The sequence below is a fragment of the Microcoleus sp. genome, assembly GCF_041354475.1.
Classification (GTDB): Bacteria; Cyanobacteriota; Cyanobacteriia; order Cyanobacteriales; family Microcoleaceae; genus Microcoleus.
Genome location: NZ_JBGJZU010000004.1, coordinates 86,760 through 113,506, shown reverse-complemented (window position 1 = coordinate 113,506; position 26,747 = coordinate 86,760). Strand labels below are relative to the sequence as shown.

Here is a 26,747-nt window from a genome sequence, read left to right as displayed (position 1 = left end):
GCTTGTTTTAGTTTTTTTATATTTCTATTTTTGAAAGATCATCCCTTTCATTAATTAGCACTTATATAAAACTATGTCAAGCACCATTTTTTACATACTATACGGATCTATGGAGCCGGTTTCCAAATGACGACGATCAGCAGTTCTACGTTTCTGTTAGCTATTTTGCCTGCTCCAGGATGGGGTGCATTTTTGCTTAACTTCGGCATTCTTGGTGTTGTCGTTATTGTTCTCTACCTACTGTTTGGTATTTTGCGGAGGGTTTTCCGTCAATTGACCTCCGACCTACCGTTAGTTGCACTCAACGTCTCAGAAACGCCACTGATACTGATTGCGGTCGCGATCGGTTTGAGGCTGGCATTGCTGAAGCTATCTGTCACTCCTACAAGTTACATTACTTGGTTCCAACGAGGATTGACCGCTTTTCTGATCCTTGTCGTCGCCTTTTGGGTAGTTCAATTGATCGCCGAGGTTCTGACCTATGCTTTTAGGCAGTATTCCGAAGGCTCCGAGGCAATGTGGGATGATGTTCTCGCTCCCATCCTACAAAATGTTCTCCCTTTAATTGTTTACTTGGTGGGTGGACTACTGTTTCTCCAAGCGTTAGGTGTTGACATCCAAGGTTTGTTAGTTGCAATCGGAGGATTGAGTTTTATCTTGGGGTTTGCGCTAAAAGATATTCTGGCAAACTTCTTCAGTGGGTTAGTCTTGCTCATCGATACACCGTTTCGCTTTGGGGATGTGATTGAGCTAGCCAACGGTAAAAGAGGCGTGATTAAACACATTGGGCTGCGATTAACCGAACTGTATCTCATTGACACGCACTCACAAATTTACATCCCCAATGCCGCGTTTGAAGGGCAGAACATTATTAACCTCAGCCGTCCGACCAATCATTACTACTACACGATCTCCATCCCCATCAAAGCAGATGTTGCCCCGGCTCTAGCCATCTCCATGATTGAAAAAGTCGTGCTGGCGCACCCCGATACCATGGGCGAAATTCACCAGAAGTTAGAATTGATTGACCAGTTTTATGGTTACTCTATACCAGGGGTAAAAGCGCAACAGAAGCGAGAGGCGGGACTGCAACGCTTGTTAGCTGAGTCTGAGGTGAATACTATACTAGCTGAGATTGAAATGGGTTTGGCGCACCTAGCCGATATCATCTCCCAATTAGAAAGGGGCGGATTAGATATAGAGGAGCGGCGAACAGTGCAAGCATACTATCTGGAACTTTGTCAAAAGATTGGAATGGAATCAAAAAAGTCCGATCGACATGACCGTCGCAGACGCTCGATCGGTGAAGCTACGGGAACAGTATCCGATAGTACGTTGATTGGGCTGATACGCCGTTGGTATCAATACTGGTTGAAAGACCCTGACCTATTTCAAGAAGACCAGCAAATGTTGAAGCAAGAGTGGGAACAGAAGATTGATTTGTTGAAGATCAAAGTCAACAAGCTGTTTTGGGCAATCAGTAATCCCAAAGGGTTAGAAACGCGATTAGACGATCTGGTAGAAGGCTTTCGCGAATGGTTGCGAGAAAACTTCAAGAGTTCACGCAATGAATGGCAAGACCCCAAAATCTGGATCAATGACCTGAATGGAGATTACACGCGAGAGACGCTGGTGCGGTTCTATGTCGATGACATCAAGCTAGAACATTGTGAACGGGGACAGCGGATTCTCAGCGAAATGCGGCGTGAAATCGTCTGGCATTTGCGTCAGTCGTATTTGTCTAAGTAGGTAGGCGAATAAGCTGTTCTCCATTTAAACCAGTAACGAGGCTAGTAGGGTGCGTCAGCTAGAACGCTTACGCTGAAACGGAAAACCTGATAATACTGACGCACCCTACGCCCCTAAGTTTAAATGCCGAACAGCTTAGTATACGACATTGACAATCCTTTTGAGTACATAGGATATGTTTTTGATCGATCCCGAAGGAACCGTTGTCTACACGGTTTTTAAAGAAACAGATTTTACCACAAACTTCACCAACGGCCCCTAAAACGAGAGTAACCTAGCATCCGCAGTCAAAGCCGCCCGACAGGCTAAGGGAACTGGGTATGTGAAAATAGTAGATTTTAAGCCCTACAGACGGCGCTTCAGGACACATTGGGTACTATCATGTCTGGGATTGCAAAGAAATCAAGCAAAAGTGAAATAAGACGGCCATAATATTCATTCTCAGGGTTCCCTTTCCCATCCCAAAAATAAACTAGATCCAGCTCACGAACAGGATTATGCGATATCTCGGTCAACTCAATCGATTCAGTGTCCGTACCAAGCTAATAGCCATGCTGCTAGTAGTCAGTCTTGGCTCGATGTTTGCCAGTACCTTTATTTGCTCCAGAGCGGGGCAACAGCTCCTGGAGCAGCGAGTATTTAACCAGTTAACCAGTCTGCGGGGAATCAGAACCGATCAAGTCCAGCGATATTTTGAATTTATCATTAACCACACCCAAACCCTTAGCGATGCTGAAATGGTCATCAGTGCCATGAAAGGGTACAAGCAGGCTTTTGAGGAACTAAATGCGGTCAACATACCCAAGACCTATGATGACAAAATCGATGGATTCTACCGCAATGAGTTTGTGCCACGACTTAAGAAGACGATAGATGCTGCGCCCATCGCTGAAACCTTCAGGCCTAAAACCTCAGCAGCCCGTTATCTCCAATATCACTACCTAGCCAATAATCCCTATCCGATGGGTGAGAAGTACAAGCTAGATGACCCGAAAGACGGCAGTAATTATAGCCGCACCAACCTTCGGTTCAAGCCGAAATTTACCAAAATTGCGGAACGTTTCGGTTACTACGATATGTACCTAATTGATTTGCAGGGGAATGTGGTTTACCTGCTTTCTAATGAGGGTGACATCGGTACTAATCTACTTGAAGGACCTGTTGCTGATAGCAACCTTGTCCAGGCCTTTAAAGATGCTCGTCGCTCCAATAGCACGGCTTATGTAAAAATTGTTGACTTCCAACCTTACATTTATTCTTACAATCAGCCATCGGCTTTTGTCGCTTCTGCCATTTTTGATGGAGCGGAGATGATTGGTGTCTTGGCGTTTCAGCTTCCTGCGGAGCGGCTCAGCGACATTGTCAACGGTCACGGTAAATGGAAGGAGAACGGATTGGGCAATACTGGGGAAACTTATCTGGTGGCACAAGATGGACTGATGCGATCGAAATCGCGATTCTTGATTGAAGACGGACAAAAGTTTACAGAATCACTCAGGGAGAGCGGGCTGCCTGAATCGACAGTCAAAAAAATCCGCGAACTTGATACGACCATTCTGCTGTTACCTGTGGATGTTGACGGCGTGAAACAGGCATTATTTGGCAAATCCGTACTGATTCGCAACAAGGATTATCGGGGCAGTGAAGTCTTGGGTGCCTATGAGCCTTTAGAAATTGATGGCTTGCGATGGGCGATCGGTGCTGAAATAGATATTAGTGAAGCCTTTGCTCCCATTAGCACATTTCAACGGGAGGTAGTCATTTCCGCGGCTCTGATCGTAGTTCTTGTCACCTTAGTGGCGATGTGGTTAGCGAGGCTGTTTGTCAAGCCGATCGATCGCTTAATCACCACCACGCAAAATGTGGAGTCTGGTAACGGGAAGATGATGGTGGAATCGGGAACGCGAGATGAATTTGCCGATTTGGCGAGGTCTTTCAACGACAAGCTGTACGGACTGCGAAGCCACATCCGACAAGTTGAACAACAAAACACTGAGAACCAAGGTCTGATTGACCTGCTGCTGCCACCTAAGATTGCCACACGCATCAAACAGGGAGAGGGTGTCATCGCTGACCCTGTTTCCAATGTCAGCATCTTGTTTACGGATTTGCACCGCTTTAGCAACCTCTTTGGAGCCTTGAGCGCGAAAGATGTGGTTTTTCTACTGGATGAGTTGGTTGATGCCTTCGATGACTTGGCAGATAAACATGGTTTGGAGAAAATTAAAACCATTGGTGATGGATATATGGCAGTCTGCGGCCTCTCGGTTTCTCGTCTGGATAACGACAAGCGGGCGATCGACTGTGCCTTAGAAATGCTGGCCCACGTGCGTCGCTTTAACTACGAACGCAACTTGAATCTGGATCTGCGAATTGGGATCAATACCGGGGATTTGATTTCAGGTATTGTGGGCAAAAGTCGCTACATATATGACGTTTGGGGGGAAACTGTCAATATTGCTCATCGCCTGAAGTCGGCTTCTCCGCCCGGTAGTATTTTGGTTTCGGAATATGTTCGCGATCGCTTGTCAGACCTCTACGAGTTCGAGAGGGTGGAGATCCTGGAGGAAAGAGACAAGAAATCCTTTTCTGCTTGGCAACTCCAATACAACCGCCATCAGGAATAGGAGCATCGGAATCATTAAATAATTCTCAGGTTGCTCAAAACCTGACAGGATTTTCTAAACAATAGCTTGACTCCAGGAGTCTAGTAAACAGTGTGTAGTTGGAGATGTTTTCAAATGGGTAACTTGAACTGGCAAGAACCTTGGTTAAGGTGGGCATTGGTTTTAGGCGTTGGGTTTCCACTGCTAGTGATGATATTGGGAGAAATTATTCAGCGATTAAAGCGGCAAAAAAATCCTATAGCATCTACTTTGCAGACAGTAAAAAACCTCGTATTACCATCATTTGCGGTCATGGTTTTTGTTCGAGATGTCTTCAAGTTCGAGCCGCAAGGGAATCTGGTTAAGGTTCTCGAAACACTGTTTTGGATATGTGTCATCAATGCTCTACTCTCCCTAATTAACGCACTGTTGTTCGAGCAGGCAGAAGAGGAATCTTGGCGGGGACGGATGCCCAAACTACTGGTTGACCTTTGCCGGGTGATTTCTATTCTGGTAGGGGGAGCGATCGTCCTTTCGCAAGTTTGGGGAGCTGACTTGGCTGGACTAGCTACGGCATTGGGCGTTACCTCCATCGTCATTGGGTTAGCACTGCAAGACCCCTTGGGCAGTGTCTTGACCGGAATTATGCTGTTATTTGAGCGCCCTTTTGGGATGGGGGATTGGCTGAAAATTGGGGAATTTGAAGGTCAGGTGATTGACATGAACTGGCGGGCTGTTCGTTTGCTGACGGCAGATCGTCAAGTATATATCGTGCCGCATCAGTTGTTGGGAAAAGAAGTGATTTGTAATTACACCGCACCGGATAGTATTCATTATGGAAATATTAAAATTGGTTTCTCCTACGACAATCCTCCTAATGTTGTGAGGCAAGTTCTATTCAATACTGCTTTATCTGTTCCGGGAATTTTGGCAGACCCGAAACCGGATTGTCAAACGATATCTTACGATGATTTTGTAATTACTTATAAAGTGGCATTCTTCGTCAAAGATTTTCTACAGCTTGAGTCAGCGCAAAACGAATTTATGACAAGGATTTGGTATGCTGCACGGAGGAACAATCTCACACTCTATCACTACAAATACGAATGTGCAGTGGAGTCGAACGCTAGCCAGACAGATATTACCACCAGCAAGCTGAGTCAAGGATTGTCTTCGATTCCAGCTTTGATCCCTGTTACTAGGGATCAAAGTAGTTTAGATGAATTGACCAAGGGAACAAGATTACAGCATTTTGGCACTGGAGAAACTGCGATCGAACAAGGTACTCTCGTTTTTTCTATGTACATTATTATTTCCGGTGAGGCGGTAATGACTGTTGGGAACGATGGCAGCGCAGAACTGGAGGTGGTAACGCTTTCACGGGGGGACTTCTTTGGAGTAATGGCACTATTCAGTCGGGAACCCAGCCCGGTATCGGTTAGGGCCCTAATTGATCTGGAGGTGATGGCGATCGACTCAGATAAAGTTAATGAGATGATGGAACGTCAACCGAGGTTATCCCGTGAAATTGCTCAGGTGATAGAGATGCGAAGACACGCGATTGATGTAGCGCAACGGACTAGCCATAAGGAGAAACTTCTCAACCAAAATCAGGATGTGGTCGATGAGGTGCGATCGCACCTCAGCTAACAGTTTTCAACCAACAACACTTAACCAAATCAACACTACCAACTTTCAGTCCTGCACACATTCCGACTAAAGAAACCGGGTTTTTCACTAAATTTGTGCGCTACAGCTAAGTATTTTCGTGAAAAAACCCGGTTTCTGGGCCTCATGCGATCGTCCTAATTTTTTTTAAGTTCGTATATCGATCGCAGATCTAACCAATAACTTTTGTAAAAAAACTGCCCTACACTTCGGTAACTACCACTTTTTTACCTGCATGACAGCCCAAAAGATTGTGCTAGAATCCTCAATACATAAATCTTCTTGCAGTCTAGGGGGAGGTTGTAGGTCAGCCACCATTTGGGTCTTCCCAGTTGAAAGCCACCCTGCAACAGCAACCTAGAATCTGCAACCGCTTTGACCGTGCGGCAGAGCAGTCGGGAATGTCACGCTAGAATAAGCAGTACGAGTTAACACTCGACTAAAAACGCCCGCTCAAGCGAGCGTGACCTCGAAACGGGCACATAGCAGGTGATGGGAATAAATCATGTTTGAACGCTTCACAGAAAAAGCAATAAAAGTAATCATGCTGGCCCAGGAAGAAGCTCGTCGCCTGGGTCACAACTTCGTAGGGACAGAACAGATCCTCCTGGGTCTGATCGGAGAAGGAACCGGAGTTGCAGCCAAAGTCCTCAAATCAATGGGGGTCAACCTCAAAGATGCTCGGATTGAGGTCGAAAAAATCATCGGGCGCGGTTCGGGCTTCGTAGCAGTCGAAATTCCGTTCACCCCTCGCGCCAAGCGGGTTCTAGAACTGTCCCTCGAAGAAGCTCGCCAACTCGGACACAATTACATAGGTACCGAACACCTGCTGCTGGGTCTGATCCGCGAAGGTGAAGGAGTCGCCGCCAGAGTCTTAGAAAACCTGGGAGTAGACTTATCTAAAGTCCGCACCCAAGTGATTCGGATGCTGGGAGAAACCGCAGAAGTCGCAGCCACTGGCGGCGGTGCTCGCACCAAAACCCCAACCCTCGATGAGTTCGGCTCTAACCTGACTCAAATGGCTGTGGATGGGAAGCTTGACCCCGTAGTCGGACGCCAAAAAGAAATTGAACGGGTAATTCAAATCCTCGGTCGCCGTACCAAAAATAACCCGGTACTCATCGGTGAACCTGGAGTTGGCAAAACCGCGATCGCCGAAGGTCTGGCCCAACGCATCGCTAACAACGACATCCCAGACATCCTAGAAGAAAAGCGCGTCGTCACCCTGGACATCGGCTTGCTCGTCGCCGGTACCAAATACCGGGGGGAATTTGAAGAACGCCTCAAAAAAATCATGGACGAAATCCGCACGGCGGGTAACGTGATTTTAGTCATTGACGAAGTGCACACTTTGATCGGTGCTGGTGCGGCGGAAGGGGCGATCGACGCAGCCAACATCCTCAAGCCAGCTTTGGCTAGAGGCGAACTCCAGTGTATCGGCGCTACCACCCTAGATGAGTACCGCAAGCACATCGAGCGCGACGCAGCCCTAGAACGGCGCTTCCAGCCAGTCATGGTCGGCGAACCTACCGTAGATGAGACGATCGAGATTCTCTTTGGTCTGCGGGAACGCTACGAACAGCACCACAAGCTGAAAATTTTGGACACGGCCCTGGAAGCCGCAGCCAAACTCTCGCACCGATATATCTCCGATCGCTTCCTACCAGACAAAGCCATTGACCTCGTAGACGAAGCAGGTTCCAGAGTCCGCCTGATCAACTCCCAACTTCCCCCCGCAGCGAAAGAACTTGACAAAGAACTCCGCCAAGTCCTGAAGGATAAAGACGAAGCAGTGCGTTCTCAAGACTTTGACAAAGCAGGGGAATTGCGCGATCGCGAAATGACTATCAAAGCCGAAATCCGGGCTATTTCCCAAGCCAAAAAAACCGACTCGGCGGCCCGCGGCGACACCGACCCATCGCCAGTAGTTACCGAAGAAGACATCGCCCAAATCGTAGCAAGCTGGACAGGAGTTCCGGTCAACAAACTGACCGAATCCGAGTCGGAAAAGCTGCTACACATGGAAGATACCCTGCACCAGCGTTTGATTGGTCAAGAAGAAGCTGTCAAAGCGGTTTCTAAGGCCATTCGTCGCGCCCGTGTTGGCTTGAAAAACCCCAATCGCCCGATCGCCAGTTTCATCTTCTCCGGGCCCACAGGCGTTGGTAAAACCGAACTCACCAAAGCTCTAGCCGGCTACTTCTTCGGTTCCGAAGACGCAATGATTCGGTTGGATATGTCCGAGTACATGGAACGTCACACCGTCTCCAAACTCATCGGTTCCCCTCCAGGTTATGTCGGCTACAACGAAGGCGGACAACTCACAGAAGCAGTCCGTCGTCGTCCTTACACAGTCGTGTTGTTCGACGAAATCGAAAAAGCTCACCCCGATGTCTTCAATATGCTCTTGCAAATATTGGAAGACGGCCGCTTAACTGATGCTAAAGGTCGCACCGTAGACTTCAAAAATACGCTGCTGATTATGACCTCTAACATCGGTTCTAAAGTCATCGAAAAAGGTGGCGGTGGCCTCGGTTTCGAGTTCAGCGATAACCAAGCCGATGCTACTTACAACCGCATTCGTTCTTTGGTTAATGAAGAACTGAAAAACTATTTCCGCCCAGAATTCCTCAACCGACTAGACGAAATTATCGTCTTCCGTCAGTTGAACCGAGAGGAAGTCAAGGAAATCGCGGTCATCATGCTGAAAGAAGTTTTCGGCCGTTTAACAGAACAGGGTATCACTCTGGAAGTTACCGAAAAGTTCAAGGAACGCTTGGTGGAAGAAGGCTACAATCCCAGTTACGGAGCAAGGCCTCTACGCCGCGCGATCATGCGCTTGTTGGAAGACAGCTTGGCTGAGGAAATCCTTTCTGGCCGCATCAAAGACGGCGACATCGCTGTTGTGGATGTGGGTGAGGATGGAATTGTCAAGGTGTTGCAAGGCCAGAAGCGGGAATTGCTGCCCCAAGGTGCTGAGTAAGTGCGATCGCAAGTACAGTTTTGAAGTAATTTGGCGATCGTAAATAACTCCAAATCAGTATCTAAAAAAGGTGGAGAATCTTAATTCTCTGCCTTTTTTAGATTGAGTGAATAAGATATTAGAGGAAGATAAGATGACATCTGAAAACAATAAGTTGAATACAAAAACAATAGAAAATAAGCCTGATACTTCCACTGCGGTCAGCACAAGCTCCTGGTGGCAAAAAGCCTGGAATTCCCAACGAGAAAATATTCAGATAGTGATGATAGCTTTGGGTTTAGCAATCTTGATTCGAGCATTTATCGCCGAACCCCGGTTCATACCCTCAGACTCTATGTTACCAACTTTGCATATAGGCGATCGGGTCGTAGTCGAAAAAATATCCTACTATCTGGAACCTCCCAAAACTGGCGACATCGTAGTATTTTCCCCACCGGAGCAGTTGCAAGAACAAGGATTTACCGAAGACCAAGCATTTATCAAGCGGATCATTGGCTTACCGGGTCAAACTATCACCGTTAAAAAAGGTCTAGTTTTCCTCAACGACAAAGCCCTGGTTGAAAAATATATTGCCGAACCTCCTAAATACCAGTGGGGGCCTTATCGAGTTCCCGAAAATCAATACTTTGTCATGGGAGACAACCGCAACAACAGCAACGACTCCAGCCGCTGGGGATTTTTACCGAAGCAAAACATCATCGGCCGCGCTGTGGTCAGGTTTTGGCCGCTAGAACGCATCGGGAAGGTTTGAGAGAAGGAAGAAGGAAGAAGGAAGAAGGAAGAAGGAAGAAGGAAGAGGGAAGAAGGAAGAACAACCCCCCCCTGCCCCCCCCAAGGGGGGAAATTCAGGAAGAAGGAAGAAGGACACACTTCGACTACGCTCAGTGTCCGATGCCTGATGCCCGATGTCCCATTCCCAATGCCCCATTCCCGATGTCCATGCCTTATCCTGTACGGACATTGCTACTAATCTTTACGCTTTGAAGGGTAGGGGCAGCCTCCGCCAACTGATAACATAGTTGAATAAGCAGGAGGACTTACTGCCTAAATCAAAATTTGTTCGATATTAAAAAATTAGGTAAAGCTATGGGATTTTTTGATTCAGAAATTGTTCAGCAAGAAGCCAAACTGTTATTTGACGACTATCAATCCCTCGTCAAACTAGGCAGCAGTTATGGTAAGTTCGATCGCGAAGGCAAGAAAATGTTCATCGCTCAGATGGAAGCAATGATGGACCGTTATCGTATTTTTATGAAGCGTTTCGAGCTATCTGAGGACTTCATGGCTCAGATGACCGTTGAACAGTTAAAAACCCAACTCAATCAATTTGGGATTACGCCCCAGCAGATGTTTGAGCAAATGAACTCAACCCTGGAGCGCATGAAATCTGAACTGGAAAAGCAATCGTGAACGAACCTGACGGTCAACTGAGTACAGTTAGACCGCAGGCTTCTTTTTCCTTTTTTTAAAAGGCTTTTTTGAGTGACGGAGTTCCCCCGCCACTTTTGTAACTCAGACCAATTTTTCTTATGAGTTTGGCTGAATTTTCATCTCGATCCAAAGATTCTCCACATAGACAAGAATGCCACCGTTGGGATAATTCTTTCGGGACTTTGTTGAGGCAGTTCCAACAGTGCTGGGAAGTTCCTTTGGGGTCAACAAATAAAACTCTTTTACCTAGTTTCCATGCGACATATTTCAGAACGTTAAGGAAGAGGATCGATGTGAAGAATTACGAATTATTCACTCGTAATTAGGAATTAGGAATTCGTAATTCCCTACTCGTAATTAGGAATTAGGAATTCGTAATTCGTAATTCCCTACTCGTAGCCCAATGCCCAATACCCAATGCCCAATACCCGATGCCCAAGGCCCAATTCCCAAGAATTAAGGGTGTTCAAAAGCAGAAGCAGGTTTGAAATCTTCTTCTGGAACTCCCTGCAAAGCTTGGCTCATAAAATCTCGCCAAATCGGGGCGACAATGGTACCGCCAGTAGCACCGTAGCTCATTGGTGTGTAATCGTCGTTGCCAACCCAAACAGCCACGGACAACTGGGGGACGTAACCGACAAACCAGATATCCCGTTCTGAGGAAGTAGTACCGGTTTTTCCAGCAGCCGGCCGCCCAAGTTGGGCAGCCTTGGCAGTACCATTGTTAACTACGCCTTGCAGGGCGCTGTTGACAGAAGCCGCAGCCCAGGAATTGAGTACCAATTTGGGTTTGGGCGTGTTGTCGAGCAAGACATTGCCACTGCTGTCAGTGACTTGCACGATAAACGTGGTGTCAGAATGCCAGCCATTGTTGGCAAAGGTAGCAAAAGCTCCAGCCATCTCCAAAGGAGTGAGGTCAACCGCACCCAAGGGTAAGGAAACCACCGGTTCCATCGGACTTCTGATGCCCAGTACCCGGCAAATTTCAATCACTTTGTTTAATCCAACTTCTTGTCCAAGCTTGACAGCGGGAATATTTAGTGATACTTCCAAGGCTCTGCGAATGCTGACGGCACCGGAGAAGCCACCACCATAGTTTTGAGGGTAGTAGTAGCCGTCGCCGTCGCGATAGCCGACAGGAGAGTCGTAGACTATAGAATCAGGACTGTATTTACCACTAGCAAAAGCAGCGTAGTAGACAAAAGGTTTAAAAGAAGACCCTGGCTGTCTCCGGGCTTGAATGGCACGGTTGAATTGACTTTTTTCGTAATCGACACCCCCAACCATTGCTTTGACGAAGTGGGTGCGGGGATCGACGGCTGCTAGGGCAATTTGACCTTGGTCGCGATCGTAAAAAATGCCTTGAGAATATAGCCGATCGTGCCATGCTTTGACTGTTTCTTCAGCCGTGCGCTGCATTTTGAGGTCGATGGTAGTTTGAACGCGCATTCCTCCCTTAACTACAGCATCTCGGCCAAAACGCCTAGTCAACTCTTGGATTACGGCTTGTGTCACGTAAGGAACTTGAGAGCCACCAAAAGAGGTAATTTTACCAAGCTTAATCTTTTGTGTGCGAGCTGCTGCTTCTTCCGTCGGGGTAATCCATTTCAACTCCTTCATCCGGGTTAAAACGATTTCCTGTCGCTCTTTTGACAACTTGTAATTGACGAAAGGACTGTATTCTTCGGGGGCAGAAATTAACCCGGCTAACATCGCGGCTTCGGCCAAAGTCAAACTATCTGCTGACTTGTTGAAATAGCTACGAGATGCCGTTTCTACGCCGTACAAGTTGTGACCGAGGTAAATTTGATTCAGGTAAAGTTGCAGAATCTGGTCTTTATTGAGGATTTGCTCCAAGCGGATAGACATTACCGCTTCAGCTACTTTGCGACTGAGTTTTGATTGGGGAGATAGAAACAGGTTCTTGACTAATTGCATTGTCATAGTCGAGCCTCCTTCAACGGTTCTACCTTTTTCGAGGTTAGCCATGAAGGCTCTGGCTATCCCGCCTGGGTTGATGCCTTTGTGGGTGAAAAAGTTGCTATCTTCGATCGCTAAAGCAGCACGTTTCAGGTTCGGGGAGATTTTGTCTAGCGGTACGACATCTCGATTGGCTTCGTCGTGGATGCTGGCGAGGGGCCGGCCGTTGATGTCGTAAATGTGGGTAGTTTCCGTCGGAGAGTAGGTTTGCAAGATGCGAACATCCGGCAAATTGCGGAAGCTGATCGCTAAGCCAACCAGTCCGCCAGCTACTACGGAACTGGCAAGCATTGTGATGCTGAGTATAGTTCCAGCGGTCACTTTACTGACGGACTGAACGAACTCGAATACGGGGGCTGAGTTTTCCGTATTTTTACGGACTGCGTTGGTTGACACGTGGATTTCACTTCCTGAGTCGATTGGGGGTTGGAGACTTTGAATTTAAAAAGGGGGCTCGAACAACTGCCATCAAAAATTTTGGTAGGTAAGCTTTGGGATTATGCTAGCTTGATGGTTGTGTTTTTATATGTCAATCAGTGAGTTTAACTAATTCCGCTGCACTTTGGCAAAATATTATGGTTTTCGATCGCTCCCCTATGATTTCTCCTAACTTTTCTGGAATTTACCGCGGTGTCAGTGAGATTTTTCCCGATCGACCCGATTCTAACAACCCTGACGAAAATTTGGTCGAATTGCTGACCAAAGCCGATCGACCTTTGCGGATAAAGTTGGGAATTGACCCCACAGGGACTGACATCCACCTAGGCCACAGCATTTGCGTGCGCAAACTCCGAGCTTTTCAGGATGCGGGCCACACGGCGGTACTGGTCATCGGAGATTTTACCGCAAGAATTGGCGATCCGACAGGGAAATCTGAGACACGCACTCAGTTAACTCCCGAACAAGTAGCAGAAAATGCCCGGACTTATTTAGACCAGGTTCGTCCTATTTTAGACTTTGACACCCCCGGCAGGCTAGAAATTCGCTACAACTCGGAGTGGTTGTCTGGTTTGGACTTGGCGAAGATTTTGGAGCTGCTAGGCACGATGACGGTGCAGCAGATGCTGGCTAAGGAAGGGTTTGACAATCGCATGGAACAGGAAAATGCGATTTTTTTGCACGAGTTTCTGTATCCGCTGATGCAGGGTTACGATTCCGTGGCCTTAGAAGCTGATGTGGAGTTGGGGGGAACTGACCAAAAGTTTAATATTGCGGTGGGACGAGATTTGCAACGACATTTTGGGATGAAACCGCAGTTTGGTTTGCTGATGCCGATTTTGATCGGGACTGATGGAGTGCAGAAGATGTCGAAGTCTTTGCATAATTATGTCGGTTTGTCTGAGGACCCGCTGACAATGTATTCTAAGTTGGAGAAAATTGCCGATCGCTCGATCGCCCAATATTTTGAACTATTGACAGATTTGCCTTTGGATGCGTTGCCGGAAAATCCGCGCGAAAAACAAAAGCTTTTGGCTGTGAATGTTGTCAGCCAGTATTATGGTTCGGAAGCAGGCGATCGGGCACAACTCGATGCAATGGCGCTGGTTAAAGGTGCTGCGGGTGAAGCTGATGCAGTGCCGGAGTTTTCTTTGGCAAGCGTGCAGTTTCCTGCTAAGTTGTTTTATATTCTGAGTGCTAGCGGACTTTGCAAAAGCAGCGGTGATGCGCGGAAGTTGATGCAGGGTGGTGGGGTGAAGTTGGAGGGCGATAAAGTTTCTGATGTTAACCTCACTTTTGAATCTCCTGCTGAATTATGCGGTAAGGTTTTGCAAGTTGGGAAGAATAAGTTTGTGCGTTTGGTGTCTTGAATCTCTTTTTTAACCGCAGATGAATACTGAAGATGAACGCTGATGAACGCTGATAATCGAATTATTGTGGCTTTGGATGTTGCGAGTCAAGAAGAGGCGATCGCCCTGATTGACAAACTCCCCGATGTATCTTTTTGGAAAGTAGGTTTAGAGCTATTTGTGAGCTCCGGGCCGGGGATTTTGGAAATTTTAAAACAGCGGGGAAAGCGGATTTTTCTGGATTTGAAATTTCACGACATCCCGAATACTGTGGCTGGCGCTTGTCGGGCTGCTGCTAAGTATAATGTGGATTTATTGACTATCCATTCTACCTGTGGTAAAGATGCTCTGAAAGCAGGATTGGTTGCTTTGGAGGAAGGGGCGGCGGCTGTGGATAAACCGAGTCCTAAATTGATTGCAATTACTCTGTTAACGAGTTTGAATTCCCGACAGTTAGCTTTTGAGTTGAAAGTACCTTTAGAGTTGCCAGAATATGCTTTGCACATGGCATTGTTGGCTAAGGAAACGGGTTTAGCTGGTGCTGTTTGTTCTCCGCAGGAAGTGGAACAGTTGCGGATGAGTTGCGGGGATGATTTTCTGTTGGTTTGTCCGGGGGTGCGTCCTAAATGGGCTGATGGGGGCGATCAAAGGCGATCGATGACTCCAAAGGCTGCGATTAATGCTGGTGCTGATTATCTGGTGATTGGGCGGCCGATTACTGCTTCGGATGATCCGGTGGCGGCTTTTGCGCGGATTTGTGAAGAGTTGGGATAAATAGTCTCAATGATTCGGCGGTTGAAACCGCTTCTACACAAACAAAGTCCGCCTGCGCGGACTAAGAAATGGAGAGGTATTTCTCGTTTTCTCGTTACTAGGCTCTGCCTAGTAACGCAGATCCAGAGGCTCTGCCTCGCTGGTTGGTGCTGCAACGCGGGCAGAATGTTCTCGATTGCGCTCTTCCTAGTAATGCTGAATTTCCTTAGATTCTCTTAAAACAAGTTGATATTCTGCTTCAACTTCTGCACAATTTGCCTCAATGTATGATAAGGCAACGTTAATCTGATCTTCTGTTAAGTCAAATAAGCAACGGATAAACTTCGGGGGCAGTTCTTCTTGCCAAGCTTATGGGCGATCGCTTAGAGTAATATAAGCTTGGTTGGCTGCTGCTAAAAAACGTGTTCTTCGGTGATGTTAAACTTTACAAGTCTCGACGCGAGATGGGGATTCTAACATTGATGCGTCTGGAGTCTCACCTTGATTAACTGCAATCAAGGTCATTCTAAACCATCCTCTAAAGTGATATCCCAAGCTTCTCTTTCTTCAAGTTCTTCTTGCCAATCTTCAGGGCGATCGCGTAGAGTAATATAAGCTTGGTTAGCTGCTGCTAAAAACTGTTGTCTTCGGTATTGTTCGATTGCTTGTTCAAGGACAGTTTCGATTGGTTTTCCTGAACTTGCAGAGAGTTCTGCTAGGGCTTGATAAGATGTATTGCTGATTGTAACTGTAGAATTTTGATTCATGTTTTTTACCTCATACAATCTTACTCAACCATTGTAGCTTACAACCTTGGAAACGGATAACTATCGCTATGTCAGGATGGGTATATAGGAGATTGTAGCAGATGAGCATTGTTTTGACAATTGTATGATACCCCAAGGCATCTTGACAAACAGCAAAGTTTTAAAATATAATCAGTTTCAACTCAACACAAACTTTTATCCCATGAAAACTATTGACAAAAGTCAATTAAAAGCTAACTTACTAGAATTTTTGCAACTTGTCGAGCTAGAAGGCGAAGAAATTTTAGTGACGGATGGAAATAAGCCAGTTGTGAGAATTTCTCAGTATGAAAAGACTCTTTCAACGGAAGAATTATTTAAGGATATGCGGGGTAAAGTCAAATATTTTGAGGACTTAACTACTCCCACAACTGAAGAATGGCAGGAAGTATGAAAATTGTCCTTGATACCTGCGCTCTCATTTGGATTTTGGATTTTGGATTTTGGATTTTGGATTTTGGAGATGATATTGTATATGTTAGATGAAAAGAGTAGAATTTGAGTAAATTAAGATTATGAACGAGCAAGAATTTAAGCAGAGAACAAAGAAAGTAGCATTGCAGGTGATCCGTCTGGTTGAAACACTTCCAAATAAGATGACAGCGCAAGTTATTGGCAAACAGTTATTGCGTTCGGCAACTTCTGTAGGGGCTAACTATCGAGCCGCTTGTCGGGCTAAATCAACTGCTGATATCATTGCTAAACTTGGTATTGTAGAAGAAGAAGGTGATGAATGTCTTTATTGGATGGAACTCCTTGTAGAAGCTGAAATTATCCCGGAAGATAGGATTAAGAGTTTGAGGCAGGAAATGAATGAAATTGTCGCTATGATAGTTGCATCAATCAAAACTTTACGTTCTAAAAATCTAAAATCTAATTAATCCAAAATCCAAAATCCAAAATCCAAAATCCAAAATCCAAAATCGGAACTGGTATCGGAAAGTTAGAACAGGCATGGCTTCGTTCAAAAAGTCTAGTTCACAAGTCTTAATAAAAATCTGTAACGCTTAGATGTTACAGTCTACAAGTCTCGACGCGAGAGAAGAATCCCCGCCGCCATCCCCCCCGCCATCCCCAACCCACGGCGAACCGAGAACCCTCGGAGAACCGGGAGGTGAGCTTCTGGTGCTTTCTCTGAATAAGTGAGGTCGTCGTTGTAGTACAGCCATTCGTTCTTTTTTCTCCAGCCTACCTTGTCACCAAAAGCTTCCCATACTTTTCTATCATATTCCCTGGTTCCCCCCAGACTTTGATAGATGCGCTTCTGCACGCTAAAGCCGAAGCGCCCATTGCTGTATTTTACCCAAAGTTGGTCAATAGTACGCAAGTCCTCGCAGGGAAAATTATCAATACTTTCTGAATTCAGCCATCCTTTTTCCTCCCTCCCCGCCACTTTCAACATCACTCTCCCGGTTTCCTCATCGGCTTCTTTCCACTTTTTGGCCGCCAATAAATTCCGCAAATTTATATAATCCATCCCCACGGCTGAAATCACCCGCGTTGTCTCAGCAGCCACTGGTTTCGGTATCAGCAAATCCAACCATTCCTGCACCGACTGCGGGCGATTTTGCGGTTCCAACTCCATCCCCTTCATAATCGCCGCATTCACCCTGTCACTAATTTTATTATTATGCTGTTTCGGCGGAGTTAAAGGAATATTTTCATTCCTGATTTGCGACGGAAACGGCAACTTTCCCGTCAGCATCACATACAGCGTCGCCGCCAAAGAATAAACATCCGTATAAGCACCAAATTCTGCTCGTTTTTCCAACAATTCCAGAGGTGCAAAACACTCAGTCCCAGAATTACTATTAGTCCTTAACTTTCCCGGAATTGTCGCCTGTCGCGCCAAACCAAAATCAATCAAAACAGCACCCCCCTGGCCCCCCTTAGTAAGGGGGGAAGAAGAAATTTCGCCACCCTTAGCAAGGGAAGAAATTTCTCTTTCCCCCCCCTTAGCAAAGGAAGAAATTTCTCTTTCGCCCCCATTATTAAAGGGGGAATTTTCTCTTTCTCCCCCCTTAGCAAGGGGGGCTGGGGGGGTTCTTAGCATGATATTTTGGGGTTTAACATCCTGATGAGTAAACCCTTGCTTATGAATAAAACTCAAAGCATTTCCCACTTGCTGAATAATTGGCAAAGCATTCTCTTCCGACAAAACGCCGTTATCTTCCAGATGTTCAGCTAAATTAGTGCCGTCGAGTAACTCCATCACCATACACCATAAATCACCCTCCTGAAACACCTCATAAACTTCAACAACATGAGGATGATGGCATTTTGCCAAACACAGCGCCTCATTCATAAACTTTCCTTGGCGCTTGACAAAATCTGGCTTTCCTTGTTGGATAGCATTCAGAGTTTTAATCGCAACTAATTTACCTGCTTTACGATTTTGAGCGCGGTAGGTGACACCGAAACCGCCGCCGCCGAGGATTTGTTCTATTAAATATTTGCCTTCGTGCAGTTGTTGTCCCTTTGCCCAGTGCTGCATATTGTTGTGTTATGGTGTGTAGCATAGGTGTCAACTTAAGGTCAAACCCAGTCAGAGACTGTTGGCAAGACTATTAAATCTAGATCCCCCCTAGCCCCCCTTCCCAAGGGGGGGACAGGAGTCTTTTCAAAGTCCCCCTTCTTAAGGGGGATTTAGGGGGATCTAGACTCAGGTAAAAACCAGATTTCTCAGGGATTTCAGGCTTAAGTTGACACCAATGGATGTGTAGATACAGGAAATTGTAGCAGATGAGCCTTGCTTTGACAATTGAATTATACCCCCGTGGTTAACCAAGATTGATGAATTTTTGGGTTGGGTGGGGGCGGGTTTTTGAGATTGTGGGTGGGAATTGGAGATTTTTCGTGAACCCGCCCCTACAAATAACGAACAAAAATATTATAATTGCTCTTTGAATTCACCTGGTAACGCATATCCAGAAGCCTGCATCGCTGGTTCTGTTAATGTTTTTGTACCCTCAAAAATAGCCTCTTGAAAGCACATCATCTTCGTCGAGTTCATCTTTGCCAATCATCCCTTCAATTTCAGTTAAAAATCTCAGAAAAACTTCCGGTGCAAAAGGGTTATCATCAAGATGCTTTACAAAAGAAGCTCGATTTTTCTTTCTTCCCTGTACCGTACTAAAAGCACTTCTGATATTAGACGATAACCGCTTAGCCTTTCTCAGAATTAGTATCTCATCAATAGCTGTGAGTGATGAGCTAATCGGCGACATATCCAGCCATTCACATAGCAAGAAATACTTGGCTCCTGGAACACTCAATTTTACATCTAAGGCAGTTGCCTTGCCCTCTTGAAACATAGTTTTATCAAGATTTGTTTTACACTCAGCCGCAACATAAGCAATATTTGCCTCGCGGGAGGTACTCTCCTTAAAATCTTTCTTGTGAGAGGCTTTCAGAAATATTTTTCTACTAATTGCAAAATCTTGATCCTTGGCTCGAATACTCATTCCACCACCTTTTGGACTTACTTTTAAACTTGACTCAAATCGGAGTGATGAAAAACACTGTGTTGGGCCAAAGGATAGTTCTTTGTCCTTTAATGAATCTGCAAAGACGGTTGTAACTAAGATAGGTATAAATTCTTCAATGATTGATTTGTCAAGTTTTAATTGCCCCTTTTCACAGTACAAAAAATCATTGTCACTGTCAAAAATTAGTTCGAGATCGATGTATCGTTTATAGGAGGTTAGATGAGATACCATCTCTGGAACCACTTTCAAATCACCACTGATATTTTTAAGGGTTTCCAACCAGTTTATATAGTGTTCGATTGCTTGATTAACACGCGATTTTTCTGTAGGAGGTAGTTTATTGTTATCAAGCAATGCTGCTAGTTTGTCCCCATGTGGCTGAGCTAAATTAAACATAAATTTCTTCTTTTGGGTTGATTTTTTCAATGATTTTACGTGAACGCTGCCGCTCGAAATAAGGTGATACCTGTACTTTTTCAGCCTTGTCGATAGCATCCTTGATTTCATATTTTACTTGTTCATCCGCTAGGGGATAAGCGGACTCCAATGCCTCTACAGCGATATTTCTAGCTTGATGTATAGTAAAATGATACTGTAAATTTTCTACTTTTATAAAGTGCAGTATATCTTCTTTGATACTTTTTCCATAACGATTTACAAAAGTTCTTTCTTGACGAATATCTAAACTAATTCCAAATACTTGACCAGCAATTTCTGCAACTAGCTCACCATTAAAAAAAGGAGTTCCTTTAATATTTGATTCTCGACCCACTACAAATATTATTCTACTGTCATGGCTGCATATTCGCAACAATTCTTGGATCGAAAATCACACTATTTTTATCGGCATATTTATGAATCAAAGTTTCGATAAACTGGGGGGAAAATTGCCCTTTCCAAGGAAGTGGATTAGTACGTTGTTTATCTTCAATGTCTAATAGTTCTTGAGGAATTTCTTGTCTATTGATAGGAGTTTCACTGAAAATATTAGATAAAACCATAATTCGGATTTTTACTTGGCGCGAATTTGTGAATAGATAGAAATGCCGGGGCGGGTTTTTGAGATTGTGGGTGAAAATCAGAGATTGTTAGTGAAACCCGCCCCTACAAATAACGAACAAAAATATTATAATTGCTATTTTAATTCATCCAATTTTGCCTTGATTGCTTGCATATCTTGCCACATGAACCATTTCGGAGTTTCGGGTTCGCGCGAGGGGTTTCGCAGCAGATAAGATGGGTGGAAGATTGGCATACACAAACGATTTTCCCATTCAATCCATTGACCTCTAATTTTACTAATCGGCCGCTTATCGCTAAGCAAACCTTTGAGGGCTGTTGCACCTGTTAATAAGATAATTTTAGGGTCTAATATGCGAATTTGTTCGAGTAAGTATGGTTTGCAGGCTTCTATTTCTTTGACTGTCGGAGGGCGGTTGTTGGGGGGGCGACATTTGATGACGTTGGCAATGAATACGTCGGTTTCTGTATTCAGTCCTACTGATTCTAAAATCTTATCTAAAAGTTGACCCGATCGCCCAACGAATGGTAATCCGGTTTCGTCTTCGTTTTGTCCGGGCGCTTCTCCGACAATCAAGATTTTTGCTTGGGGATTGCCGCGCCCGATGACAGCGTGAGTGCGACTGTTGCCTAATTCGCAGCGGTGACAGCGGTTGCAGTGTTCGGCTATTTCCTCGATGTTTTGATAAGTGCCGGGAGGAATGGGAATTTTGGCATTTGTCGGTATTGAGTCTGTTTGGAAAGAGACATTTTGACTGTTGTCAAAAAGGCTGAGTTGCAAGTCGCTTGACATATATTTAAAGATCAGGGAGATTTTTGGGAAGCTAGAGTTTATAGTTTAGATCGCGTTTGCTCCTACAGGTAGGAATATGTTCTCTAGCCCGTTGTTTGATAATCGCGCTGATGCTGGTGAAAAACTGGCGGCGGCAGTTTTCGCAGAGCTCGAAAAATTGAATTTAACCTCGCCAGAGGTTGTGAAACCGATTGTTTATGCTTTGCCGCGCGGTGGTTTGCCCATCGCAGTACCTATTGCCCGTTTGTTGGGTTGTCCTTTGGATGTGGTGGTGGCGAAGAAAATTACTCGTCCTGATAATTTAGAATACGCGATCGGGGCTGCCACTGCTGATGGGGAAGTGGTGTGGCAACAAAAGCCACGCAATTTGTCTTTTCAAACTTTAGCACTCCAGCAGGCTCTCGATCGCGCCCAATCTCTACTGGCAGATTTGTCTCCGGGACGTCCAAATGTTAGCGCTGCGGGGGCTTTGGCGATTTTGGTGGATGATGGGGTTGCGACGGGGATGACGATGGCTGTGGCGGCGCAGGCTTTGCGGATTCAGCAGCCGATGGCTTTGTGGATTTGCGTGCCGGTTGCACCGCAGGATTTGCTAGAATTTTTGGAGGAAATGTGCGATCGCCACATCGTCCTAGAAACCCCAGACCCTTTTTATAGCGTCAGTCGCTTTTACGCGGAATTTCCGCAAGTGGAGACGGAAGTTGCCTTAGCGTGTTTAATGCAACAAAGTGAATGGCGATCGTCAGTTAAGCTAGAAGGCTAAATCCAAAAGTGCGATCGCTAATAAATGAGACCTTGGCAATATTGGTTGGATACTTTGATTCTATCTAGTCAGCACAATCCTCCTCGCTTTGTTGAGTTGGTGATGTTGAGTTTAGCGATGATTTTGTTGGGGTTATGGACTTTCACAGGGCAATGGCCCTATTTAGCCTTGTCTCTAAGTTATATAATTGGTTCGTCTTTTTCAATTTTAGTGCGAGAATCCCTGGGCCCGCGCCCTCAATTTCAGCTAACTCATATCACCGCACTTTTATTGTTAATTATCAGTTTTTATAGTTTTGCTGAATTGATTAGATAAGTAGAAGGAAGAAGGAAGAAGAACCCCCCCTAGCCCCCCCCAAGGGGGGAAATTCAGGAAGAAGGAAGAAGGAAGAAGGAAGAAGGAAGAAGGAAGAAGGAAGAAGGAAGAATGCTTATACAGTAAACTTTTTATTCAAGTTATTACAGAGGAGTTTTATCTCGGTCATCTGCTAATTAGGTTGGTGTAAAATTAGGCGATTACCTGCGGGATCGAAGGCGTAGATTTCTAAACCGTGACTAGCTTTAATGATTTCTCCGGGGGGCGGACATCCTAGGGCCCAAATTCGGGCGATCGCCATTTCGATGTCGCTGACTTCCAAACATAAACTCATGCCTGCTTTTCCGATACCTAAAAATTCAGCTTTGTGGGAATTTTTGGGTTTGAATATGCCTAATCTTAAACCCGGTAGTTGAAATTCAGCATAAGTATTAGGAATGTAAGGATTCGGCTCGATGTCGAGAAATTTTGTGTAAAATTTAACTAGAACTTCCTTGTCGATATCTGCTAAAGTTACTAGGGCGGCGCTGTAGAGGAAACTCATATTATGATTGATGGCGATCGGTGGTTTTGCATATTATTATACTTAAAATCCTTCTATTGAGTTTGTGCGTTGGTTGCGGTGTCAGAATTTGCAGGTACGGTAAGGGAGGCGATCGCTCTGAATATATTATACACCGCTCTTACCTGTCGTCTTGATGAAAGCTAACACAAATCTCAAACAAAAGCCTTCAAGCCAAGGACGGGCCTTTAAACCCATTTCTTTGGTAATTTCGGCCAGCCCTTGTTGCAAAAATTCAAATATATCTTATCATATTGCAATACGACAAATATTGTTCGATGGAAACCACCAATTTTATTGCTCTGTCTATCATCATTGTTGCCGTCCTGGGGATTGGCCTAGGAACAATGACTTGGGCTTACTTCGGTAAGGGTAGCGTTTCTGTACTGTTTCAAGAACCCATTTTAAGTTTACCAGAATTTCCGGCTACGGATGCTGGCCGCAAGGCCTCTGTTTATTACCAAGAAGGGATTGAGGCCTATAAATCTGGAAATTATCGAAAAGCTCAAGACAAATTTACCAGCGCCTTACAACTTGTTTCTACTTTGGCAGAAGCTTACCACAATCGGGGTTTGGCTGTTGCTAATTTGCGTTCTGATGATGCTGCTGTGCAGAATTTAATTACTGCCAGTGAATTTTACCAACAGCAGGGGAATGGAATTGCGATCGACTCGATCAAGCAAAATCTGGAAGCATTGAAACAACGCAAGTTGGAGCGGGAAAAACTGAAAGTCCAAGGAACCTAGATTGCATACAGATTAGATTTTTCTGGTAGCTTCGATGCGATCGATTTGACCAATTAAAATGGCTCGGCTAGGTGCAACGATGCGATAATTAGTAATCGGATCGAAAGCTTCCCATTCTTTGGTCACTTCGCTATCTTGCCACACAAACCATTCTTTGTAAAGTTCGCCTTCATCAATATCGCCACATATCGCCAGCCAATCATCTCCTCCTAAACTACTGTAGTCTCCTCCTACTAAGTCTACCCAAGCAGCGGCTATACAATATTCTAGGTTGCTATTGGAATCAACTGTATTACGATGGGCATTAACTTGGTTAGACTTAAGAGAAGTTTCGGGGAGGCAAAGAGTAGAAATCATAAGTAGTTCCTGAATGTCATGTTGTTACTTTAGAAAAAATCCCTGTGTGTTAGTGACAGCAAAATGACACTATCCCAACCATCACAGTTTTTCGCTCGATCGACTCTGACACTCGATTGCACTCTATGCCTTGTGGGGTAGGGCTTGAGACTGTTTGCGAAGTACAAGCAGCCGCGGCTGAATTTAGCCAATTTGCCAACTGGCACAAGGATTAAGCTGCGATGTATGCAGTAAGGAAGAAGGAAGAAGCAGCAATACCAATGCTTTGAGCAATTAAAAACGTCCTCAACGTTTTGGGAGTTGCTGAGGGCTGGGGAGTTGAGAATAAAGCTATACTTGATAAGTTGGGCAGTTTCCGTAAAGTTCGCGAAAATTCTTCGTTAATCAGGTCAATATGCTAGAACTCCACTGTCACACAACTTTTTCGGATGGTACTCTCACCCCTGGGGAACTCGTCGCGGCGGCTGCTGCGTCAGGGGTTCGCGCTTTGGCTATCACAGATCACGATACTATGTCTGGTTGGGATGAAGCTTTTGTGGCGGCCCTTTTGTACAATCTAGAAATAGTCCCCGGAGTAGAACTTAGTACAGTCCACAACGATCGCTCTTTGCACATTTTAGGTTTTTATCCCGATGCAAATAAGCTGCGCGTTCCTTTGAACAATCGCCTAGAAGGACGGTTTAGGCGATCGCAAGAAATGGTGGACAAATTAGCAGCCATGGGATACCCGATCGCATTACCAAAAACGTCCCCAGGTATGGCACCAGGAAGACCTCATATTGCGTCTGCATTGGTAGCAGCAGGTTATGCCAAATCATCGCGGGAAGCCTTCGATCGGTGGTTGGGAGATGGTGGGCCAGCTTACGTTCGTTACGAAAAATTCTCCATCGTCGAAGGTATTGATTTATTGCGGAGTAGTGGCGCAGTACCAGTGTGGGCTCACCCTTATTTATTTCGGGGCGGAGTTGTGGAAGAAGTCTTAAAAGAATTAGTAGATGCGGGTTTAATGGGAGTGGAAGTATACCATCCCAGCCACAGTTCCAGTCAGATTCAAAAATTGCAAGATTTGTGCTTGCACTACGGTTTGTTGATGACAGGTGGTAGCGACTATCACGGCCCCGATCCTGAAAGAAAAAACACTGATAGCACTACTTTAAATATGCTGCATTTACCTTTAGAATTGCTAGAACCAGTTAAAGTTGCTGCGGCCAGTTTGAAGTAGTTTTTCAGGGTGAATTTTGCCGATAAATTTATATAAATAAATGTGAATTTCAAGTGAACGACTTAGTAAATAGTAGTAAGATAGTAAAAACATTAAATTGCTTAGCGGAGTGTGCTATGAGTACAGAAGATAGAGCAAAGGCGATCGGCAAAAATGTAGAAGGTAAAGTTCAGGAAGTTTTCGGCAATATCACAGGCAACAAAAAAGACCAGGTTGAAGGTAAGGCAAAACAAGCTGAAGCTGCCGCCCGCCATGCAGCAGAAGATCTGAAAAATGCCGTGAAAAATGTGACAGACAAGGCGAAAAAGGCGATCGACAAGTTGTAGAAAATACAGTTTGGGCGCAACTGGTTCCTAGGCTCTGCCTGGGAACCAATATCCAGAGGCTCTGCCTCGCTTGGGGAGGAAAACGGGAGGCAGAGCCTTCAAATATGCGTTCCCAGGCAGAGCCTAGGAACGAGAATAAAGCCACATTTATTGTGGGTTTCAGTCTTAAGTTTTCACCAATGCCCAATGCCCAATGCCCTTGATTTAATTTCTTTGAGCGCTTCTGGGATCGAGAGCATCCCGCAACCCATCACCCAATAAATTAAACGCCAAAACCGTGAGAATAATTAAGATAGCTGGGGGCCAAACTAACCAAGGTTGCAATACTAAAACTGAAGCATTAGTAGACAGGGAGAGCAAATTTCCCCAAGAAGGATCGGGCTGTTGAATTCCCAACCCAATCAAACTCAAAACTGACTCCGCTACAATAAAACTAGGCACGGATAAAGTAGCAGAAATAATCACGTAAGTGGCAGTTTGGGGCAATACATGACGGACAATAATATAAAGTGGATTTGCACCCATTGCCCTCGCTGCTTGGACGAATTCTAGTTGTTTAATGGAGAGCACTTGACCGCGAATTACCCGCGCTAAACCAGTCCAACTGATGAATGAAGTAATAATGACAATCAGGATAAATCGCTGAGCGCTTGTCAATCCCGGTGGTAGAACTGCTGCTAATGCTACTAATAAATAAAGACCGGGAATTGTCATCAATACTTCCACAAAGCGCATTAAAACACTATCAATCCAACTCCCAAAATAACCAGAAATTCCTCCGATTAACAATCCCAAAGGAAAAGAAATTGCTATTCCTACTAAACCGATGCTGAGGCTAATGCGGCTGCCGTGTACTAAGCGACTAAATTGGTCACGAGCTTGTTCGTCCGTGCCTAAAAGGTTAATTCTGGCTTCTCCCGTAGCACCAAATAGGTGTCGATCGCCTGAAATAATTCCGAACAATTTATAGGGATAACCTTTGGTAAAGAAAACCAAAGGGGAGGGTTTGCGGGTGTCTACAATTACTTTGCGATCGCCTGTATTTACATCCACAGAACCTTGGGTAGTAGGATAAATATGGGGACCAATAAATTGCCCGTCTGGTGCGGTGAAATGAATCTGCGTCGGCGGCAATAAGGAAGCGTTTAATAGAGAGTCGTAGGGGTCGTAAGGTGCTACAAAATCAGCTAAAATTGCGACGGTGTAAAAAATCAATAGCAACACTGCTCCAAACTTAGCTAGAGGATTATGTTTCAGGTTTTGCCACCATTTCATAGTTTTTTTAATTATTGAAGGTTAACTTTTGTTATTGGTTATTGGTTATTGGTTATTTGTTGTTTGTTATTTGTTATTGGTTATTTGTTGTTTGTTATTTGTTATTTGTTAGTTTAG

26 protein-coding genes are annotated in these 26,747 nt (G+C 45.1%); 15 read left to right on the top strand and 11 right to left on the bottom strand.

The window, feature by feature from the left end:
• Positions 1–126: 126 nt before the first annotated feature.
• From ACBR23_RS02715 to ACBR23_RS02690, 6 genes are all read left to right on the top strand, one after another.
• A complete protein-coding gene (locus tag ACBR23_RS02715; protein ID WP_371118663.1) occupies positions 127–1,749 on the top strand; it encodes a mechanosensitive ion channel family protein in 1,623 nt (540 codons plus the stop codon).
• Between the two features lie 497 nt (positions 1,750–2,246).
• The gene (locus ACBR23_RS02710) at positions 2,247–4,376 is read left to right on the top strand and encodes an adenylate/guanylate cyclase domain-containing protein (RefSeq protein ID WP_371118662.1); all 2,130 of its coding nucleotides are present in this window, start codon (positions 2,247–2,249) and stop codon (positions 4,374–4,376) included.
• Between the two features lie 114 nt (positions 4,377–4,490).
• The gene (locus ACBR23_RS02705; protein WP_371114194.1) at positions 4,491–6,005 is read left to right on the top strand and encodes a mechanosensitive ion channel domain-containing protein; all 1,515 of its coding nucleotides are present in this window, start codon (positions 4,491–4,493) and stop codon (positions 6,003–6,005) included.
• Positions 6,006–6,528: 523 nt separating this feature from the next.
• Positions 6,529–9,006 (top strand): ATP-dependent Clp protease ATP-binding subunit, encoded by a 2,478-nt coding sequence (locus ACBR23_RS02700; protein ID WP_340522748.1) that lies wholly within the window; start codon positions 6,529–6,531, stop codon positions 9,004–9,006.
• Between the two features lie 133 nt (positions 9,007–9,139).
• Complete coding sequence (gene lepB / locus ACBR23_RS02695; protein WP_371118661.1) at positions 9,140–9,757, top strand: signal peptidase I; 618 nt, start codon at positions 9,140–9,142, stop codon at positions 9,755–9,757.
• 335 nt (positions 9,758–10,092) lie between these two features.
• On the top strand, positions 10,093–10,416 hold the full coding sequence (locus ACBR23_RS02690) for a DUF1825 family protein (protein ID WP_340522752.1): 324 nt from the start codon (positions 10,093–10,095) through the stop codon (positions 10,414–10,416).
• A gap of 55 nt (positions 10,417–10,471) precedes the next feature.
• Here ACBR23_RS02690 and ACBR23_RS02685 read toward each other — a convergent pair whose 3' ends face one another.
• Both ACBR23_RS02685 and ACBR23_RS02680 read right to left on the bottom strand, forming a co-directional pair.
• Positions 10,472–10,708: a zinc ribbon domain-containing protein gene (locus ACBR23_RS02685; RefSeq protein WP_371118688.1), complete on the bottom strand. Its 237-nt coding sequence runs from the start codon at positions 10,706–10,708 to the stop codon at positions 10,472–10,474.
• A gap of 185 nt (positions 10,709–10,893) precedes the next feature.
• Positions 10,894–12,813 (bottom strand): transglycosylase domain-containing protein, encoded by a 1,920-nt coding sequence (locus ACBR23_RS02680; RefSeq protein WP_371118660.1) that lies wholly within the window; start codon positions 12,811–12,813, stop codon positions 10,894–10,896.
• Positions 12,814–12,992: 179 nt separating this feature from the next.
• On the opposite strand from ACBR23_RS02680, the gene tyrS reads away from it, so the two are divergent.
• Both tyrS and pyrF read left to right on the top strand, forming a co-directional pair.
• A complete protein-coding gene (tyrS, locus tag ACBR23_RS02675) occupies positions 12,993–14,225 on the top strand; it encodes a tyrosine--tRNA ligase (protein ID WP_371114286.1) in 1,233 nt (410 codons plus the stop codon).
• A gap of 42 nt (positions 14,226–14,267) precedes the next feature.
• On the top strand, positions 14,268–14,978 hold the full coding sequence (pyrF, locus tag ACBR23_RS02670; protein WP_371114198.1) for an orotidine-5'-phosphate decarboxylase: 711 nt from the start codon (positions 14,268–14,270) through the stop codon (positions 14,976–14,978).
• Positions 14,979–15,478: 500 nt separating this feature from the next.
• On the opposite strand, the gene ACBR23_RS02665 is transcribed toward pyrF, so the two are convergent.
• Positions 15,479–15,724 (bottom strand): hypothetical protein, encoded by a 246-nt coding sequence (locus ACBR23_RS02665; RefSeq protein ID WP_371114199.1) that lies wholly within the window; start codon positions 15,722–15,724, stop codon positions 15,479–15,481.
• 202 nt (positions 15,725–15,926) lie between these two features.
• Between ACBR23_RS02665 and ACBR23_RS02660 the strand changes: the two genes are divergently transcribed.
• Together ACBR23_RS02660 and ACBR23_RS02655 are read left to right on the top strand one after the other, a co-directional pair.
• Positions 15,927–16,157: a type II toxin-antitoxin system Phd/YefM family antitoxin gene (locus ACBR23_RS02660; RefSeq protein WP_371114200.1), complete on the top strand. Its 231-nt coding sequence runs from the start codon at positions 15,927–15,929 to the stop codon at positions 16,155–16,157.
• A gap of 121 nt (positions 16,158–16,278) precedes the next feature.
• Positions 16,279–16,644 carry a four helix bundle protein gene (locus tag ACBR23_RS02655; protein ID WP_371114201.1) on the top strand — a complete coding sequence of 122 codons (366 nt, stop codon included), beginning with the start codon at positions 16,279–16,281 and terminating at the stop codon, positions 16,642–16,644.
• 140 nt (positions 16,645–16,784) lie between these two features.
• Here ACBR23_RS02655 and ACBR23_RS02650 read toward each other — a convergent pair whose 3' ends face one another.
• From ACBR23_RS02650 to ACBR23_RS02630, 5 genes are all read right to left on the bottom strand, one after another.
• On the bottom strand, positions 16,785–18,257 hold the full coding sequence (locus ACBR23_RS02650; RefSeq protein WP_371114203.1) for a GUN4 domain-containing protein: 1,473 nt from the start codon (positions 18,255–18,257) through the stop codon (positions 16,785–16,787).
• Between the two features lie 475 nt (positions 18,258–18,732).
• Entirely contained in the window at positions 18,733–19,647 is a 915-nt protein-coding gene (locus tag ACBR23_RS02645) for a Bpu10I family restriction endonuclease (protein ID WP_371114204.1), read from the bottom strand.
• The gene (locus ACBR23_RS02640; protein WP_371114205.1) at positions 19,640–20,023 is read right to left on the bottom strand and encodes a hypothetical protein; all 384 of its coding nucleotides are present in this window, start codon (positions 20,021–20,023) and stop codon (positions 19,640–19,642) included. Before ACBR23_RS02640 ends, ACBR23_RS02645 begins: the two co-directional genes overlap by 8 nt.
• Positions 20,024–20,042: 19 nt before the next feature.
• On the bottom strand, positions 20,043–20,252 hold the full coding sequence (locus ACBR23_RS02635) for a hypothetical protein (RefSeq protein ID WP_371114206.1): 210 nt from the start codon (positions 20,250–20,252) through the stop codon (positions 20,043–20,045).
• Between the two features lie 134 nt (positions 20,253–20,386).
• Positions 20,387–21,064 (bottom strand): uracil-DNA glycosylase family protein, encoded by a 678-nt coding sequence (locus tag ACBR23_RS02630; RefSeq protein WP_371114207.1) that lies wholly within the window; start codon positions 21,062–21,064, stop codon positions 20,387–20,389.
• Positions 21,065–21,140: 76 nt separating this feature from the next.
• Between ACBR23_RS02630 and ACBR23_RS02625 the strand changes: the two genes are divergently transcribed.
• Positions 21,141–21,827 (top strand): phosphoribosyltransferase, encoded by a 687-nt coding sequence (locus ACBR23_RS02625; RefSeq protein WP_371114208.1) that lies wholly within the window; start codon positions 21,141–21,143, stop codon positions 21,825–21,827.
• Positions 21,828–21,851: 24 nt separating this feature from the next.
• Positions 21,852–22,142, top strand: coding sequence for a hypothetical protein (locus ACBR23_RS02620; protein ID WP_371114209.1), 291 nt, complete (start codon positions 21,852–21,854; stop codon positions 22,140–22,142).
• A gap of 172 nt (positions 22,143–22,314) precedes the next feature.
• Here ACBR23_RS02620 and ACBR23_RS02615 read toward each other — a convergent pair whose 3' ends face one another.
• Positions 22,315–22,686 (bottom strand): VOC family protein, encoded by a 372-nt coding sequence (locus ACBR23_RS02615; RefSeq protein ID WP_371114210.1) that lies wholly within the window; start codon positions 22,684–22,686, stop codon positions 22,315–22,317.
• A 296-nt stretch (positions 22,687–22,982) separates the two neighbouring features.
• On the opposite strand from ACBR23_RS02615, the gene ACBR23_RS02610 reads away from it, so the two are divergent.
• Positions 22,983–23,450, top strand: a complete 468-nt coding sequence (locus ACBR23_RS02610) for a hypothetical protein (RefSeq protein WP_341735482.1) — start codon at positions 22,983–22,985, stop codon at positions 23,448–23,450.
• A gap of 12 nt (positions 23,451–23,462) precedes the next feature.
• On the opposite strand, the gene ACBR23_RS02605 is transcribed toward ACBR23_RS02610, so the two are convergent.
• Positions 23,463–23,807: a hypothetical protein gene (locus tag ACBR23_RS02605; protein WP_371114211.1), complete on the bottom strand. Its 345-nt coding sequence runs from the start codon at positions 23,805–23,807 to the stop codon at positions 23,463–23,465.
• 394 nt (positions 23,808–24,201) lie between these two features.
• Between ACBR23_RS02605 and ACBR23_RS02600 the strand changes: the two genes are divergently transcribed.
• A complete protein-coding gene (locus ACBR23_RS02600) occupies positions 24,202–25,029 on the top strand; it encodes a PHP domain-containing protein (RefSeq protein WP_371114212.1) in 828 nt (275 codons plus the stop codon).
• Positions 25,030–25,145: 116 nt separating this feature from the next.
• Positions 25,146–25,355, top strand: coding sequence for a CsbD family protein (locus tag ACBR23_RS02595; protein ID WP_341735485.1), 210 nt, complete (start codon positions 25,146–25,148; stop codon positions 25,353–25,355).
• A 204-nt stretch (positions 25,356–25,559) separates the two neighbouring features.
• On the opposite strand, the gene ACBR23_RS02590 is transcribed toward ACBR23_RS02595, so the two are convergent.
• Positions 25,560–26,630 (bottom strand): ABC transporter permease, encoded by a 1,071-nt coding sequence (locus ACBR23_RS02590; RefSeq protein ID WP_371114213.1) that lies wholly within the window; start codon positions 26,628–26,630, stop codon positions 25,560–25,562.
• Between the last annotated feature and the right edge of the window lie 117 nt (positions 26,631–26,747).

Coding starts and splice junctions, on each gene's coding strand:
- lepB (WP_371118661.1), top strand. CDS start 9,140: ATGACATCTGAAAACAATAAGTTGAATACAAAAACAATAGAAAATAAG.
- ACBR23_RS02595 (WP_341735485.1), top strand. CDS start 25,146: ATGAGTACAGAAGATAGAGCAAAGGCGATCGGCAAAAATGTAGAAGGT.
- ACBR23_RS02630 (WP_371114207.1), bottom strand. CDS start 21,064: ATGTCAAGCGACTTGCAACTCAGCCTTTTTGACAACAGTCAAAATGTC.
- ACBR23_RS02600 (WP_371114212.1), top strand. CDS start 24,202: ATGCTAGAACTCCACTGTCACACAACTTTTTCGGATGGTACTCTCACC.
- tyrS (WP_371114286.1), top strand. CDS start 12,993: ATGGTTTTCGATCGCTCCCCTATGATTTCTCCTAACTTTTCTGGAATT.
- ACBR23_RS02620 (WP_371114209.1), top strand. CDS start 21,852: ATGAGACCTTGGCAATATTGGTTGGATACTTTGATTCTATCTAGTCAG.
- ACBR23_RS02665 (WP_371114199.1), bottom strand. CDS start 15,724: ATGAATCAAAATTCTACAGTTACAATCAGCAATACATCTTATCAAGCC.
- ACBR23_RS02715 (WP_371118663.1), top strand. CDS start 127: ATGACGACGATCAGCAGTTCTACGTTTCTGTTAGCTATTTTGCCTGCT.
- ACBR23_RS02705 (WP_371114194.1), top strand. CDS start 4,491: ATGGGTAACTTGAACTGGCAAGAACCTTGGTTAAGGTGGGCATTGGTT.
- ACBR23_RS02650 (WP_371114203.1), bottom strand. CDS start 18,257: ATGCAGCACTGGGCAAAGGGACAACAACTGCACGAAGGCAAATATTTA.
- ACBR23_RS02635 (WP_371114206.1), bottom strand. CDS start 20,252: ATGGTTTTATCTAATATTTTCAGTGAAACTCCTATCAATAGACAAGAA.
- ACBR23_RS02660 (WP_371114200.1), top strand. CDS start 15,927: ATGAAAACTATTGACAAAAGTCAATTAAAAGCTAACTTACTAGAATTT.
- ACBR23_RS02655 (WP_371114201.1), top strand. CDS start 16,279: ATGAACGAGCAAGAATTTAAGCAGAGAACAAAGAAAGTAGCATTGCAG.
- ACBR23_RS02700 (WP_340522748.1), top strand. CDS start 6,529: ATGTTTGAACGCTTCACAGAAAAAGCAATAAAAGTAATCATGCTGGCC.
- ACBR23_RS02590 (WP_371114213.1), bottom strand. CDS start 26,630: ATGAAATGGTGGCAAAACCTGAAACATAATCCTCTAGCTAAGTTTGGA.
- pyrF (WP_371114198.1), top strand. CDS start 14,268: ATGAACGCTGATAATCGAATTATTGTGGCTTTGGATGTTGCGAGTCAA.
- ACBR23_RS02625 (WP_371114208.1), top strand. CDS start 21,141: ATGTTCTCTAGCCCGTTGTTTGATAATCGCGCTGATGCTGGTGAAAAA.
- ACBR23_RS02610 (WP_341735482.1), top strand. CDS start 22,983: ATGGAAACCACCAATTTTATTGCTCTGTCTATCATCATTGTTGCCGTC.
- ACBR23_RS02710 (WP_371118662.1), top strand. CDS start 2,247: ATGCGATATCTCGGTCAACTCAATCGATTCAGTGTCCGTACCAAGCTA.
- ACBR23_RS02605 (WP_371114211.1), bottom strand. CDS start 23,807: ATGATTTCTACTCTTTGCCTCCCCGAAACTTCTCTTAAGTCTAACCAA.
- ACBR23_RS02645 (WP_371114204.1), bottom strand. CDS start 19,647: ATGTTTAATTTAGCTCAGCCACATGGGGACAAACTAGCAGCATTGCTT.
- ACBR23_RS02690 (WP_340522752.1), top strand. CDS start 10,093: ATGGGATTTTTTGATTCAGAAATTGTTCAGCAAGAAGCCAAACTGTTA.
- ACBR23_RS02615 (WP_371114210.1), bottom strand. CDS start 22,686: ATGAGTTTCCTCTACAGCGCCGCCCTAGTAACTTTAGCAGATATCGAC.